The sequence below is a fragment of the Methylobacterium sp. J-067 genome (genome assembly GCF_022829465.1).
In the GTDB taxonomy this organism is placed as follows: Bacteria; Pseudomonadota; Alphaproteobacteria; order Rhizobiales; family Beijerinckiaceae; genus Methylobacterium; species Methylobacterium litchii.
The window spans coordinates 44,401-58,162 of record NZ_JAKSXZ010000123.1 but is presented as its reverse complement, the minus strand read 5'-3'; the positions used below and the strand labels follow the sequence as shown (position 1 = coordinate 58,162).

At 68.5% G+C, this 13,762-nt stretch carries 18 protein-coding genes and 1 tRNA gene; 10 read left to right on the top strand and 9 right to left on the bottom strand.

Annotation, left to right across the window (positions count from 1 at the left end; translation table 11 throughout):
* Positions 1 to 1,209 (bottom strand): efflux RND transporter periplasmic adaptor subunit, encoded by a 1,209-nt coding sequence (locus MKK52_RS17765; protein ID WP_409564694.1) that lies wholly within the window; start codon positions 1,207 to 1,209, stop codon positions 1 to 3.
* Between the two features lie 182 nt (positions 1,210 to 1,391).
* Complete coding sequence (locus MKK52_RS17760; RefSeq protein WP_243956035.1) at positions 1,392 to 1,778, bottom strand: hypothetical protein; 387 nt, start codon at positions 1,776 to 1,778, stop codon at positions 1,392 to 1,394.
* Positions 1,779 to 2,015: 237 nt separating this feature from the next.
* Here MKK52_RS17760 and MKK52_RS17755 point away from each other — a divergent pair, with 237 nt between their 5' ends.
* The gene (locus MKK52_RS17755; RefSeq protein WP_243956034.1) at positions 2,016 to 2,591 is read left to right on the top strand and encodes a L,D-transpeptidase; all 576 of its coding nucleotides are present in this window, start codon (positions 2,016 to 2,018) and stop codon (positions 2,589 to 2,591) included.
* A gap of 54 nt (positions 2,592 to 2,645) precedes the next feature.
* Here MKK52_RS17755 and MKK52_RS17750 read toward each other — a convergent pair whose 3' ends face one another.
* The gene (locus MKK52_RS17750; protein WP_243956032.1) at positions 2,646 to 3,689 is read right to left on the bottom strand and encodes a MaoC family dehydratase; all 1,044 of its coding nucleotides are present in this window, start codon (positions 3,687 to 3,689) and stop codon (positions 2,646 to 2,648) included.
* 13 nt (positions 3,690 to 3,702) lie between these two features.
* Positions 3,703 to 4,005, bottom strand: a complete 303-nt coding sequence (locus tag MKK52_RS17745) for a YggT family protein (RefSeq protein WP_238248522.1) — start codon at positions 4,003 to 4,005, stop codon at positions 3,703 to 3,705.
* 121 nt (positions 4,006 to 4,126) lie between these two features.
* Here MKK52_RS17745 and MKK52_RS17740 point away from each other — a divergent pair.
* From MKK52_RS17740 to MKK52_RS17725, 4 genes are all read left to right on the top strand, one after another.
* Positions 4,127 to 4,202: transfer RNA gene (locus MKK52_RS17740), tRNA-Ala, on the top strand.
* A gap of 60 nt (positions 4,203 to 4,262) precedes the next feature.
* Entirely contained in the window at positions 4,263 to 4,538 is a 276-nt protein-coding gene (locus MKK52_RS17735) for a hypothetical protein (protein WP_243956030.1), read from the top strand.
* 171 nt (positions 4,539 to 4,709) lie between these two features.
* On the top strand, positions 4,710 to 4,973 hold the full coding sequence (locus MKK52_RS17730; protein ID WP_243956029.1) for a hypothetical protein: 264 nt from the start codon (positions 4,710 to 4,712) through the stop codon (positions 4,971 to 4,973).
* Positions 4,974 to 5,273: 300 nt separating this feature from the next.
* Entirely contained in the window at positions 5,274 to 5,492 is a 219-nt protein-coding gene (locus MKK52_RS17725; protein ID WP_243956027.1) for a hypothetical protein, read from the top strand.
* Here the strand turns inward: MKK52_RS17725 and MKK52_RS17720 are convergent.
* Together MKK52_RS17720 and MKK52_RS17715 are read right to left on the bottom strand one after the other, a co-directional pair.
* Positions 5,489 to 5,947, bottom strand: coding sequence for a tellurite resistance TerB family protein (locus MKK52_RS17720; protein ID WP_243956025.1), 459 nt, complete (start codon positions 5,945 to 5,947; stop codon positions 5,489 to 5,491). The two genes, MKK52_RS17725 and MKK52_RS17720, sit on opposite strands and share 4 nt — an antisense overlap.
* A 77-nt stretch (positions 5,948 to 6,024) precedes the next feature.
* Positions 6,025 to 6,594 (bottom strand): peptidase S14, encoded by a 570-nt coding sequence (locus MKK52_RS17715; protein WP_243956023.1) that lies wholly within the window; start codon positions 6,592 to 6,594, stop codon positions 6,025 to 6,027.
* A 441-nt stretch (positions 6,595 to 7,035) separates the two neighbouring features.
* Here MKK52_RS17715 and MKK52_RS17710 point away from each other — a divergent pair, with 441 nt between their 5' ends.
* Positions 7,036 to 7,239 (top strand): hypothetical protein, encoded by a 204-nt coding sequence (locus MKK52_RS17710; protein ID WP_243956021.1) that lies wholly within the window; start codon positions 7,036 to 7,038, stop codon positions 7,237 to 7,239.
* Between the two features lie 101 nt (positions 7,240 to 7,340).
* On the opposite strand, the gene MKK52_RS17705 is transcribed toward MKK52_RS17710, so the two are convergent.
* Positions 7,341 to 8,234 carry an outer membrane protein gene (locus tag MKK52_RS17705; protein ID WP_243956019.1) on the bottom strand — a complete coding sequence of 298 codons (894 nt, stop codon included), beginning with the start codon at positions 8,232 to 8,234 and terminating at the stop codon, positions 7,341 to 7,343.
* Between the two features lie 593 nt (positions 8,235 to 8,827).
* On the opposite strand from MKK52_RS17705, the gene MKK52_RS17700 reads away from it, so the two are divergent.
* Positions 8,828 to 10,309: a DEAD/DEAH box helicase gene (locus MKK52_RS17700; RefSeq protein ID WP_243956017.1), complete on the top strand. Its 1,482-nt coding sequence runs from the start codon at positions 8,828 to 8,830 to the stop codon at positions 10,307 to 10,309.
* Positions 10,310 to 10,517: 208 nt separating this feature from the next.
* Positions 10,518 to 11,576, top strand: coding sequence for a GGDEF domain-containing protein (locus tag MKK52_RS17695; protein ID WP_243956015.1), 1,059 nt, complete (start codon positions 10,518 to 10,520; stop codon positions 11,574 to 11,576).
* A 15-nt stretch (positions 11,577 to 11,591) separates the two neighbouring features.
* Here MKK52_RS17695 and MKK52_RS17690 read toward each other — a convergent pair whose 3' ends face one another.
* Both MKK52_RS17690 and MKK52_RS17685 read right to left on the bottom strand, forming a co-directional pair.
* Positions 11,592 to 11,969 (bottom strand): HesB/IscA family protein, encoded by a 378-nt coding sequence (locus MKK52_RS17690; protein ID WP_243956014.1) that lies wholly within the window; start codon positions 11,967 to 11,969, stop codon positions 11,592 to 11,594.
* A 103-nt stretch (positions 11,970 to 12,072) separates the two neighbouring features.
* The gene (locus MKK52_RS17685) at positions 12,073 to 13,062 is read right to left on the bottom strand and encodes a threo-3-hydroxy-L-aspartate ammonia-lyase (protein ID WP_243956013.1); all 990 of its coding nucleotides are present in this window, start codon (positions 13,060 to 13,062) and stop codon (positions 12,073 to 12,075) included.
* Between the two features lie 137 nt (positions 13,063 to 13,199).
* Between MKK52_RS17685 and MKK52_RS17680 the strand changes: the two genes are divergently transcribed.
* Both MKK52_RS17680 and MKK52_RS17675 read left to right on the top strand, forming a co-directional pair.
* Positions 13,200 to 13,403 carry a hypothetical protein gene (locus MKK52_RS17680; RefSeq protein ID WP_243956012.1) on the top strand — a complete coding sequence of 68 codons (204 nt, stop codon included), beginning with the start codon at positions 13,200 to 13,202 and terminating at the stop codon, positions 13,401 to 13,403.
* 76 nt (positions 13,404 to 13,479) lie between these two features.
* On the top strand, positions 13,480 to 13,761 hold the full coding sequence (locus MKK52_RS17675) for a hypothetical protein (protein WP_243956011.1): 282 nt from the start codon (positions 13,480 to 13,482) through the stop codon (positions 13,759 to 13,761).
* The last annotated feature ends 1 nt before the right edge of the window (position 13,762 follow it).

Genomic DNA, 13,762 nt, shown 5'->3' with positions numbered 1-13,762 from the left:
TCAGCGACGCTGCGCGGCGGCTTGCGCCCGCTGCTGCGTGTCGGCCTTCTCGCTCGCCTCGTCGGCGTCGGTCTGCTGCGCCGCCTCGGCATGGGGCGGGGTCTGGTCGATGGGCTTCACTTTCATCCCCACCGTGACCTTCTGGAAGCCGTCCACCACGACGCGCTCCCCGGCCTTCAGGCCGGAGCGGATCAGCCAGTCTCCGCCGACGACGGGCCCGACCTCCACCGGCTGGCGCATCACGGTCTGGTCCTCGCGGATCAGCCAGACCTCGGCGCGGCCGTCCTCGGTGCGCTGGATCGCCTGCTGTGGCACGGCGATGGCGTCCGAATCGATGCCCTGCTTGATGCGGGCGCGGACATACATGCCGGGGAACAGCTCGTCGTGCGGGTTCGGGAACTGCACGCGCAGCGTCACCTGGCCCGTGCTCGGGTCGGCGGTCACGTCCGAGAAGAGGAGACGGCCGGCGAGCGGGTAGAGGCTGCCGTCGTCCATGATGAGGTGGACGTTGGCGGAATTCTCCTCCAGCCGCGCCAGCTCACCGCTGGCGAGGTCCCGGCGCAGGCGGTTCAGCTCGCCCACCGACTGGGTGATGTCGACGTAGATCGGGTCGAGCTGCTGGATCGTGGCGAGCGCCCCCGTCTGGCCCGGCTCGATGAGCGTGCCTTCGGTTAGGAGCGCCCGGCCGATGCGCCCGGTGATCGGGGCGCGGACATCGGTCCAGGAGAGGTTCAGTTGCGCCCGGTCGCGGGTCGCCTTGGCGCCGGCCACCTCGGCCTCGGCCTGCTTCTTCCCGGCGAAGGCGGCATCGTACTGCGCCTGGCTGGCGGTCGCCCGCGAGAGCAACTGCTCCAGCCGGTCCGCCTGCTGCCGGGCGAGGACCTGCGCGGCCTCCTGGCGGGCCAGCGCCGCCTCGGCGCTGGCGAGCTCGACCTCGTAGGGGGCGGGGTCGATCTTGTAGAGGATGTCGCCTTCCTTGACCTGGCTGCCCTGCTCGAACAGCCGCTTCACCACGAGGCCGGAGACGCGGGAGCGCACCTCGGCGATGCGCATCGGCGCCACGCGGCCGGGCAGGTCGCGGACATAGGGAATCGCCTGGGCGTGGACGGTGACGAACCCGACCTCCGGGACGGGGGGCGTCGGGGCGGCGGCCTCGCGCGGGTTGCAGGCGGCGAGCGACAGGCCGAGCGCCGCGACGGGCAGCAGCACGAGGGCGCGGGCGGGAAGGAAGGGCAGGCGGATCACGGGTTGCGACGCTCCTGACTGGCGTCTCGCGAATGCGGACGGCAATCGTGTGGGCAGACCTAAAGGCTCAAGGCGGCGCTCTCGGCAGGTCCGGGCTCCAGGGCATCATGCCCCCGCTCCGTGTCCAAAATCCGAAAGGGCGAGGCTCAGGCCGCGCGGGGAGGGCGCAGGGGCGAGGCGACGGGCTCGGGCGAGGGCAGGGTCGCGCTCCCCTCGCGGAAGGGCGCCGGCACGAAGCCGGGCACGGGCACGGATTGCGCCACGGGGGAGGGCAGGGCCGGGTCGGCCGTCATCTCGCCATCGGCGGCGGCGACGGCGGGGGCGTCCCAGTCGAGCCGGTGCATCAGCGGCGCCGGGGCAGGGGCCGTGTGCGGGGCCATCACGGTGAGGATCGGCCGGAACGCCATCCCGGGGACGGACGTTTCCATTTTGCCCTGTCCGAAAGCGACGAAGGCGAGGGCGACGAGGCCCAGCACGAGCAGCCCCAGACCCGTGGCGAACGCCGCGGGCCGCGTGCCGGGCCGGAGGGCCACGGGCTCCGCATCGAGGCGGGCCGAGGGGGCAGGCGGGCTGATCACGTCGCTGAGATAAGCGCGGCCCCTCGCGGATGCAATCGCAACCGGTGCCGCAGCGTGTGTGGCGGCAATCGCACACCCCCGCGCAAACCCGCCCCCGTTCCGGCCGGCGGCCTCATCCCTGCCGCGATGCCGATGCCCGTTCCGGTTGAGGACCTACGGGTCCGCCTTTTGTGATGGACGTAAGGATAGCGCATGTCGGGACGCATCGCGACGCTGGCGATCGCGGGATTGATGCTCGGGGCCGTGCCCCTCGGAGCCGTTCCCGCCAAGGCCGATCTCTTCGACCGGGGGCCGATCGCCGATTTCCTCAACGGCTTCCGCACCCAGGCGATTCCGCGGGAGACGGTGGCGTGGTCGGGCAAGGAGAAGCCCGGCACGGTGGTGGTCTCCACCCGCCAGCGGCGGCTCTTCTACGTGCTCGGCGGCGGCGAGGCGATCCGCTACGGCGTCGGCGTCGGCCGCGAGGGCTTCTCGTGGTCGGGGGTGAAGACCGTCTCCATGAAGAAGGAATGGCCGGATTGGCGCCCGCCGCAGCAGATGCTGGCCCGCCGCCCCGACCTGCCCCGCTACATGGCCGGCGGCCAGGACAACCCCCTCGGCGCCCGCGCCATGTATCTCGGCTCGTCGCTCTACCGCATCCACGGCTCGAACGAGCCCGAGACGATGGGCGCGGCGGTCTCCTCGGGCTGCATCCGCATGACCAACAAGGACGTGGTCGATCTCTACGACCGGGTGAAGGTCGGCACGAAGGTGGTCGTGCGGGACTGACGCCGGATCGCGGGCCTCCGGCGGCGTGTCGCCCTCCGGAGGCCCGGCCTCGTCCTATTTCGGCACGAAGGCCCAGTAATCGAGGTCGAGGATCACCGCCGGATCGTAGCCGTCGTTGAACTTGTCGGGGAAGGCGGCGCAGGGCTGGTTCTTGGTGGCCACCGTGCGCAGGCGCAGCAGGCCGACATCCTCGCGCCCCACGTCGGCGGTCTCGACCACCTCGCTCCACGCATAGACCGTGTCGCCCGCGAAGAGCGGGCCGACATGCCGGCCGGCATTGATGCCTGCGAGGGCGAAGGCGTTGCCCAGCCCGTTGTAGCTCAGCGCCCGGGCCAGCGAGATCACGTGCCCGCCATAGATCAGCCGGCGGCCGAAGCGGGTGTCCTTGGCGGCGAGTCCGTCGAAATGCACCTTGGCCGTGTTCTGGAACAGGCGCGTGGCGATCTGGTGCTCGGCCTCCTCGACGGTCATGCCGTCGACGTGGTCGATGCGCTCGCCCGCCTGATAATCGCCGAAGCGGTGCGGGCTGCCGGCCAGCGCCACGTCGTAGGCGGCGGGGTTCAACGGGGGCAGGGCGCCCGCGAGGTCCTTCGGATCGACGGCCTTGGCGAGCGTGGGCACGTGCTCCTCGGCGATCACCGCCTCGGGGTCGCGCTTGCGCACCAGCACCCAGCGGCAATAGCTCAGCACGGTCTCGCCGTGCTCGTCCGAGCCCACCGAGCGGACGTAGACGACGCCGGTCTGCCGGTTGGAGCTCTCCTTCAGGCCGATGACCTCGGAGACGGTGGACAGCGTCTCGCCGGGATAGACCGGCCGGCGGAAGCCGCCCTCGGCATAGCCGAGGTTGGCGAGCGCGTTCAGGGACACGTCCGGCACAGTCTTGCCGAACACCACGTGGAAGGTGAGCAGGTCGTCCAGGGGGCTTCTGGGGTAGCCCAGGGCGCGGGCGAAGGCGTCCGAGGACTGCACGGCGAAGCGCGGGCCGTAGAGCCCCGTGTAGAGGGCCACGTCCCCGGTCGTCACCGTCCGCGGGGTGGCATGGCGGATGGTCTCGCCGAGGCGGAAATCCTCGAAGAACCGGCCGGGATTGGTCTTCACGGGGCGCCGCTCCTCAACGGGTGTAGACATAGGCCGCCGGGACGGCGAACTCGTGCAGCAGGCGGCTGATGAACAGCAGCAGCAGGATGAGGATGATCGGCGAGATGTCGACGCCGCCGAGGTTGGGGAGCAGGTTGCGGATCGGCCTCAGGGCCGGTTCGGTGATCCGGTAGAGCACCTCGCCGATCTGCGCGACGACGGGGTTGCGCACGTTGACGACGTTGAAGGCGACGAGCCAGCTCAGCACCGCGCTCGCGATGAGCACGTAGATGAAGAGTTGGACGACCGTGTCGAAGAGCCAGATCAGGGCGTTCATGCGCGCGCGCGATGTCCTCGGGGAGCGGATTTCGCGTGCCGCGGCCGCGAAAGCGACCCGGACATGCGAGACGGGAATTGACAGGCTGAGGCACCCGCGCCTACAAGGCCGGCGCCTCGACGGGGCTGTAGCTCAGATGGGAGAGCGCCGCAATCGCACTGCGGAGGTCAGGGGTTCGAATCCCCTCAGCTCCACCAAAGGCCTTCGCGCTTCCTGCGCGGGCCTTCAGGTGGTCGGCATTCACGATTGATCAGCCATTGAACGCGGCCTTCGACTGGTTCTTCCGCGATCGCACCAGTGGGCGCATCGTCATCGGCCAATGGCCGAACCTTCCGCTCTGGCTGTTCGGCCTCGCGCAGGCCGTCGCCTGGATCGCCGGGGAGGCGAACGCCATCGGGCGTTGGGCGGAACTCGCGTCCTGGATCGCCCTGGCGGTGTGGGCGGCTGACGAGGTGCTCCGTGGGGTCAACCCGTGGCGACGCTGCCTGGGGGCCGCTGTGCTGCTCGGGATGGCGGTTCGCCTGATCGTCTGATCTCCGGGCGCCCGCGCGCTTTCCGCGAAACATCTCCGCCAATCTTAATCCCCCGCGCCGCGTGCGCGGAGGCACGTCATGCCGGCAAAACAATCACCATCTCAGGATCACGCAAGGAGAAATAGACCGAATAACTCGGACTGATCTGCGTAAAGGAGTTTAGAAAAAGCCATGAAGACCCGTATCGCCGCCGTCGTCACCGCGCTCGTGCTTGGCGTCGCTCCGATCTCGTCGGCCATGGCCTTCGAGCGGTCCACCTGGACCGGTCTCACCCCTTACGAGGTCGAGACGACAGGCTCGCTCGACTTCTCGGGGAGCCGGTACGACCGCAACCCCGCGACCTGTCCGATGAGTTCGGCCGCTGAAGGCAACGCCAATCAGCAGAACTTCCCGGTGAAGCAGTACGGCCAGACCGCTGGCGGCAACCGCTGCTAAGCTCACAAGGACAGTGCGATGCTGAAAGTGTTCTCCTACGCCATGGCGGCCATCTTCGTCGGTGGCCTTGTGATGACCGTCGTCGGCTCGGCCGGCGTGCTGATGGCCCTGTGACGAGGGATCACGAACGATCGACGGCGGGGCGAGAGCCCCGCCTTTTTTGTCGTGCTCCTCGGCCAAAGAGCATCGATCACATCGATTTCGGCTATCGATCTCATTTGTTTGAATGATGGTGCGGCGCGGTACACATTCACCCTCGACAGGAGGCACCGGCCTCCAAGCACTTGAGGGACAATCACAATGACCGTTCGTTCCGTCACGCTCGCCGCTCTGGCCGCCGTCGCTCTCGCGGGGCCGGCCCTGGCGGATGAGCGCATCAACCTCACCCCCACGCTGTACCGCGATCAGGCTCGCGTCACCGCCTCGGTGCGGCCGGCGTCCGAGCTGACCACGACGCCGCGCCTCGTGCCGGCCGCTCCGGCGAAGTCGCGCGTCGTCGCCGAGGCCGTCGCCCGCTAACGTGTCGGCTTGGCCGCCACCGCGTCGAGCAGGCGATCCCTGTCGACGATAAGAGCCGCCGCGATCTCCGTGAGCGCGGCGTGCTCGATCTCGGCGATGCCGTCATGGTCGGCGACATCCGCCGCGAGCAGGAACACGCTCTCGCGCTGATCGCCCGGCCGGCCGGCCATCGCCGAGATGCGGCGGAGGTTGTCCGCCCGGCCGGCCCGCGTGCGCGCCCGGCCTATGGCCTCGTAGAGCGCTTCCTCCACCATCAGGGCATCGTAGCCCTTCTCGAGGATGGGGCTGGCCAGCACGCCGGTCAGCGCGGTCTCGAATTCCTCGCTCGCCACCTCGCCGTCCGCCACCATCACGTTGGCGGCCGCGGACACGGCGCCCTGAATCAGCGTCTCGTCGCCGGCATAGGCCGTCACCGCGCGGGCGACACGGGTGAGAAAATCAGCCACGAGGCTCATACGCCACAACCTCCGTCAGGTTGGGGGCCAATGACGCAAGCGACGGGCTCGTTCCCCGCCGGAGGGCGGGCTTGGACTCAGAGCACCGCCTCGATCAGACCGAGCCCCCGGGCCTCCTCCGCTTCCAGGTACCAGTTCGCCGGCGCCCGCTGCAGGACGTCCTCCATCGTCACGGACGAGCCGAGGATCAGGTTCGCGAAGCCCTCGTTCTGGATGGCGATCGACGTCTCGATCTCGTGCAGCGTCGCCTTCACCGCCGCCACGCAGGTGGTGAGGGGCCCCTGGACGTGCAGGTGCTTGTCCATCTTGCGCTCGTGGATCATCAACCGCGTCCCCCGCGTCAGGTAGCGGTTGGACTTCGCGAAGAAGCTCATGAAGGTCGTGCCGGCGGAGTAGATCGCCGCCTTGCCGAGGAAGACGTACCGCTTCTCCGGGTTCATCTCGCTATGGTAGCGCACGTCCTCGCCCATCATCCGGGCGACCTCCGGATCGCCGCCGAGGGTCGACAACTCGATCACCACGAGGTCCTGCTCGTGGGCCGGTTCGAACTGCTGCCGGAAATCCTTGTACATCGCGTAGTCGACGGCCCCTGAGAGCAGGACCGTCGGGGCCTTGAAGGCGGAGGCGGGAAGGATCGGGAGAGTCATCGGGTCACCGTCGCGGCTGGCGGGGGACGATCCACGGCATAAGGGCGGATCGCTGCAATAAATTGCCATCGCGCTGCTTTTGTAGCGCAATCCTGCTTGTATGGCCGCGCGCTCTCGGCTACGGCCGGTGTCCCGGACAAGAAAAAGCCGCCCACAAGGAGCGGCTGTAAGTCTAGGGAGGAAACGCCCAAGAAGGGCAGCCGGACGGCGACGCCATCGCTGTCCTGCACTGCGTTTATAAGATTTTGCATTGCACCACACAAGCCCGCCGAGGCGGGTGTCGCGCCGTTTCGCGATCATTGAGCCGGGTAGGTGCATTTTCGCACCGCTGCCCGCGCGTCGGGCCGTCCGCCGCCCGCGAACGAACGGCCTGCGCGGGGTTCTGCCGCAGCGACGATGACCCGTCCGCCCCGTTGCCTGAAGCCCATCAAGGAGACAGGCATGTCCGGCAAGGCAGACGTGACCACCTACACCGTGAAGCAGGCCATGGCCGCCAAGGTCGGCAATCACATCGAGATCGCGGTCGAAGCCGAGGACGGGACCAAGCTGAAGCTGAAGGGCACGCCCGAACAGCTCGACGCGCTCGTCGGGGATCTCGAAGTGATCCTGGACGAGGACGACGCCAGCGCCGAAGCTGCCGAGTAAAGCACAAACGCCCCAGGAGTTGTGACACTCCTGGGGCGCTGCTTGGCCGATGAAATCAGTTCGATCGGGCTGACTTTGGGGCCAAATCCGAACGAAAGATCTTAGTATGAGCCGAACTTGTAGTTCACGCCGGCGCGGACGACGGCGAACTCGGTGTCGCGGCGGGTGTTGGCCGGGCCGGAGACGAGGGTGACGCCGGGGGTGGTGGTGGAGACGAGGGCGCCGCCGATGTTCTGGGCGAACGAGCCGGCGGTGCGGCGGTTCTGCTCGAGGTTCACGTACAGGCCTTCGACCTTCAGCGTCACGGCCGAGGAGCGGAAGAAGTTCAGGAACGAGTCGGTCGGGAGAGCGTACTCGACACCGCCGCCGACGGCATAGCCGGTCTGGAAGTCATCGGAGTTGACGCCGGTGCCGAACTGACGGCCGCCGCCCGAGCCGTAGGCGAAGCCGCCCGTGGCGTACACGAGGGTGCGGTCGAAGGCGTAGCCGAGGCGGCCGCGCACGGTGCCGAAGTAGTCGAGACCCGACAGGCCGTTCGGGTTGAACACCAGGGTGCCCGGGATGATGGCCGAGCCGTTGGCGCCGACGGCGGAGAAGCGGTTCCGCTGGCGGCCGAAGTCGGCGTACTGGGCGTCGGCTTCGATACCGACGACCACGCCCGAACCCGGGGTGAACTGGTAGTTGTAGCCGATCTGGCCGCCGCCGACGAAGCCTTCGTTGTTGTTGGAGTTCGAGAAGGCGAGCACGCCGCTCTGGAGGGTGTTGCCGGTCGCGAAGATGGCGTTACCGGGGGAGACGCCGACGACGGTCGGGGCGCGGCTGGAGGAGGCGTCGAAGCCGTAACCGGCGTTGAAACCGGCGTAGAAGCCCGTCCAGGTGAAGACCGGCACCGGCGTGAACACCGGCGGCGGCGCAGCGCGGCGCGGAAGGTCGGCGGCCGAGGCGGCCACGGTCATGCCGGCGAGAACGGTCGATGCAAGGAGCAGCTTTTTCATCGGGGTACCAAATCCTGGGTTGGCTTAGGCCAGCGGCCTTCTAGGCGCTTGCGGCGAACGGGTCTGTCGCTTTCCTGCAACAAGCAGGGTCAGATTAGCCATGTCGGGTCAACGAAAGGTGAAGGTTATGATGACGTAACAGTGACCGCGGACCGATGTGCTCTGCCGCACAGCGGTACCACTCGAAGTGATGGCGCTTGAACTATCGTTCCGTCCCAATTGAAATTGAGGCGAAACCGCGGCGGGCCTTAGCGAACATTTAATCTGGCCGCCGCGCAGCACCGCGGTCGCCGCGTTTTATTTTAGGACGCTGCAGCAGGCTGCCTCGCGCGCGGTGCTAGCATTTGCTTAACCCCAGAAGCGTCGTCCGCCGCGATGGCGTATTGCCACGCTTCTACAGGGGAAACGGGCGACCCATCCCCCGTCATCCCGCTCTTCCGAAGCCCGCAAGATTGACAAGTCGACGCAAGGCTCTAGGTGAAGCAGTAATCGCTCGGCGGCCGCGGTTGTGCCCGTGCGTCCGCTCAATCCCGGATCGTTGCCGCGACGATGTCCATCGCGCCGGCCGGGTGCGTGAATGTTGCCGACACGAAATGCCGTTCTCCGATCTGGGACTGAGTGAGAAAGTCCTGCAGGCCGTTACATCGGCCGGTTACACCGAGCCGACGCCGATCCAGGCGCAGGCCATTCCCCATGTGCTGGCGCGCCGCGACGTCCTGGGCATCGCCCAGACCGGCACCGGCAAGACGGCGGCGTTCACGCTGCCGATGCTCACCTTGCTGGAGACCGGCCGCGCCCGCGCCCGGATGCCGCGCACGCTCATCCTCGAACCGACCCGCGAACTCGCGGCCCAGGTGGAGGAGAGCTTCGAGCGCTACGGCACCAACCACAAGCTCAACGTCGCGCTGATCATCGGCGGCGTGTCCTTCGCCGATCAGGATGCGAAGCTGACGCGCGGCACCGATGTGCTCATCGCCACGCCCGGCCGCCTGCTCGACCATTTCGAGCGCGGCAAGCTCCTGCTCACCGGCGTCGAACTCCTCGTCATCGACGAGGCCGACCGGATGCTCGACATGGGCTTCATCCCGGATATCGAGCGCATCGTGAAGATGGTGCCGTTCACCCGGCAGACGCTCTTCTTCTCGGCGACCATGCCGCCGGAGATCGAGCGGCTGGCGGACATGTTCCTCCATACGCCGCAGCGGGTCGAGGTGGCGCGCGCCTCCTCCACGGCCACCACCATCACCCAACGCCTCGTCGCCACCTCCGGCGAGGACCACGCCAAGCGCGACCGTCTCCGCCGCCTGATCCGTGCCGAGGACGGGCTGACCAACGGCATCATCTTCTGTAACCGGAAGCGCGATGTCGCGATCCTGCAGAAATCCCTGGTCAGCCACGGCTTCGATGCCGCCGCCCTCCATGGCGACATGGACCAGCGCTCCCGCACCGCCGCCCTCGACGCGTTCCGCAACGGCGAGACGGCCTTGCTCGTGGCCAGCGACGTGGCCGCGCGCGGCCTCGACATCCCGGCCGTGAGCCACGTCTTCAACTTCGACATCCCCCGCCACCCGGAGGATTACGTCCACCGCATCGGCCGCACCGGTCGCGCGGGACGGGCGGGCGCCGCCTTCACCCTGGTGAGCCCCGAGGACGACCGGTCGCTCGGCGCCATCGAGGCGCTGATCGGCCAGCCGATCCCGTGGTTCGACGGCGACCTGACGACCATTACCCCGTCCGATTCAGAGCCGCGTAGCCGCCATCGCGGTCGCTCGAGCGAGGGCCGCCGGAGCCGTGGCGGTGAGCGCGGCGGCCGTGAGGATCGCGAGCGCAAGGAAACTCGCGAGCCGCGTGAGCCGCGGGTCGCGCGTGAGTCCCGGTCGGAGCCCCGCGAGCGCGCCGCTCCCCGTGCCGAGGCGACCCCCACGCCGAAGCCCGAACAGACCCGTCGTGAGGCTCCCCGCCGGGAGAACCGGCGCACCCCCCGCGAGGAGAACGACGGCGACACGCCGGTCGGGCTCGGCTCGCACGTGCCGGCCTTCCTCCGCCGCGCGCCGAGCATGAAGCGCGAGCGCTGAGGTAAGTGGCATCCGCCGTGATTGTTTTGGCGGTTGGCGAAATTGTGCTTTTCAGCGCCCGGATCAGTCCAGGGCGCTAAATCGCTAGGGCTCGATCAAAGCCGGTCCAGCCCCTGCGCCTTTAACTGCGCGTGTACAAAGTTTAGCTACAACCCTGGCTCATGAGGCGATGCCCGAGCGGGCAAGCTCGCCCCGATGTGGGTTGAGGATGAGCCAGGACGCTTTCCCTGATCGTGACCGGTCCTTCGCCTTGGCGAAGCGAACGAACGAGCTCATGCGGGACTACGGGCCCTCGGCCACGCCGAGAGCCTATGCCGTATGGTACGCCTACGTCTCGGGCGAGGTGCCGCTGCTCAACGACGCCGTCAAACGGATGACGGCCGAGAAGGGCCATCTTACCGAGATCGACGTCGATCACTTGCACGAGAGTTACCTCGACGGGCAGCGCCGGGCGATCGATGCGAGCGTCGTCAGCAAGACGGTGCTGGCCGAGTTGGCGGCGGTGAGCGAGGTGCTGGACCTCTCCCTCGGCTCGACGCAGCAATACGGCGAATCCCTCTCGACCCTGACGCACGACCTCGCGCAGGCGCAGCTCAGCCGCGCCCGCCTCACTGAGATGGTGGCCTCGCTGGCGGCGGCGACGCGGGAGGTGGTGGCCGACAACCGCGTCCTCGAAGCGCGCATCCGCGAGAGCCGGGACGAGGTCGAGAGCCTCCGCGAGAAGCTCGAAGCCACCCGCACCGAGAGCCTGACCGATCCGCTGAGCGGCCTCTCCAACCGCAAGCATTTCGAGGAGATGATGCACACGGCCGTGGCCGCGGTGCGGGCTGGCGGGCGCCTGAGCGTGATCGTCGTCGATATCGATTACTTCAAGCGCTTCAACGACCAGTTCGGCCACTTGACCGGCGATCAGGTGCTGCGCCTGGTGGCCGTGGTGATGCGCGAGAGCGTGCAGGCCAATGCCCATCTGGCCCGCTTCGGCGGCGAGGAATTCGGCATCATCCTGCCCGGTGCCAACCGCCTCGATGCCGTGCAGATCGCCGAGACGATCCGGCTGAGCATGATCGGCCGGGAACTCGTGAAGCGCTCGACGGGCGAGTCCCTCGGCAAGGTGACGGTGTCGCTCGGCGTGGCCGAGCATCGCTCCGGCGACACGCCGGCCTCGCTGCTGGAGCGGGCCGACCTGTGCATGTTCGCCGCCAAGCGCGGCGGCCGCAACCGGGTGGTGGACGACGCCTCGATCTCGGCGCCGTCACAGGCCGCCTGAGGGCGGTCCCGCCCCTCAGGCTGAGGCCGGCACCAACTCGGGCGAGACGGGCGTGATGGCCACGGACTCGCCGCAGCCGCAGGCCGAGGTCTGGTTCGGGTTGTTGAACACGAACTGCGACGCGAGCTTCGTGGTGGTGAAGTCCATCTCGGTGCCGAGCAGGAACAGCACGGCCTTCGGGTCGATGAAGACCTGCACGCCCCGGTCCTCGACCACATCCTCGCCGGGCTTGCGCTCCTCGGCATATTCCATCGTGTAGGTCATGCCGGCGCAGCCGCCGTTGCGCACGCCGACGCGCAGGCCCGCCATCGGCTTCTCGGCCTGGGCCATGATCGCCTTGATCTGATCGGCGGCGCGATCGGTCAGCGAGAGGACCTTGAAGTTCGCAATCATCGTCTCTCTCCGGCCCGAACGGGTTCAAGGCCCGTGGGACGTGGGGTGTCGTGTCCGTTCAAGATAAGCATCCCGGCCGTCCGGGTCCACACGATCCGCATGCTCAGGCGGCCGGCGAGACGAGACGCGCGAAGGACGCGATGTCGACATTGCCGCCGCTGATGACGACACCAACCCGCTTGCCCGCCACGTCGAGCTTGCCGTGCAGCACCGCCGCCGCCGCCAGACATCCGGTGGGCTCGGCCACGAGCTTCATCCGGGCGGCGAAGAAGCGCATCGTCTCGACGAGTTCGTCGTCGCTGACGGTGACGATTTCGGTGACGCGCTCGCGGATGATTGGGAAGGTGAGGGCGCCGAGATAGGTCGTCTGCGCTCCGTCCGCGATGGTGCGCGGCACGGGAATCGTCACCACCTTGCCTTCGTGGAATGAGCGGCGCCCGTCGTCACCCGCCTCCGGCTCGACGCCGTAGATCGCGATGCCGGGGGAGAGTTCCGCCGCTGCCAGGGCACAGCCGGCCAATTGCCCTCCTCCGCCGAGGCAGGCGACCAGCATGTCGAGGGGCCCGGTCTCCTCGATGAGTTCGAGGGCCAGGGTCCCCTGCCCCGCGATGACGTCGGGATGGTCGTAGGGCGGGATCAGGGTCAAGCCCCGCGCCTGCGCGATCTCCCGGCCCAGCACCTCGCGGTCCTGGCTGTAGCGGTCGTAGGCGACCACCTCGGCGCCGTAGCCGCGCGTCGCCTCGACCTTCACCTGCGGGGCGTCCTCCGGCATCACGATCACCGCCGGTACGCCGAGTAGGCGGCTCGCGAGGGCGATGGCCTGGGCGTGGTTCCCTGACGAGAAGGCGATGACGCCGCGACGGCGAACCTCCTTCGGCAGGGCGCTGATCGCGTTGTAGGCCCCCCGGAACTTGAAGGCCCCGCCCCGCTGCAGGTTCTCCGCCTTGAAGAACAGGCTTGCCCCGCTCATCGCGTCGGCGGTGCGGGAGGTGAGCACGGGGGTGCGGTGGGCCGTGCCCGCGATGCGGCTGGCGGCGCGCTTCACATCCGCGAAGGTCGGCAGGGCGGGCGTATCCGAGGCCGGGACGGGCATGGTGAGACTCTCGTGGACCGCTTGGCCGCCGTGGGAACCCGAGCGGAGCCATTAGCGTCGCCGGGGATTATCTCCCGTATGGGGGAGCACACAATGGCACGGCTCGAACGAAAGCAGGCATTCGCACGGATGCCGGCATGACGCGGGACGACACCCGTCTGTCCGGTACGCCCGTCACCTTCCGGGGCCGGGGGCTCGGGCTGCGCCTCGGCGCGCGGCTCCTGGTCCTCGTCTGCCCCCTCTGCTCGCAGCGCAACGCGGCGCGCGGTGCCGAGCGGGGGATCTGCGAATGGTGCGCCTACGTCCCGTCCGAGAAGGACGAGGACCCCGCGCGGAAATGAACGGCCGCGCGTCGGAGGCGTTACGACCCCTGAGCCCTCCCTCGAGGGACCAGAACAACATCACGGAGACGCAGCCATGAAGACCACCACCCTCCTCGCCGCCGCCGGCCTGCTCGCCCTCGGCACCAGCGCGTTCGCGGCCGAGAGCGGCCCGAGCACCCAGAGCACCACCGGCAACGCCGTCACCCGGATGCAGGGTTCGCCGAACGCCGCCGGCTTCGGCAAAGGCGAGACCACCGGCAGCACCACGGGTGCGTCGAGCGTCGCGCCGGGCCATGAGATGACGAACGACGGCAAGATGCAGGGCTCGCCGAACGCCTCCGGCTTCAACGGCGGCCAGGGCGCCACCGGCCGCTGAT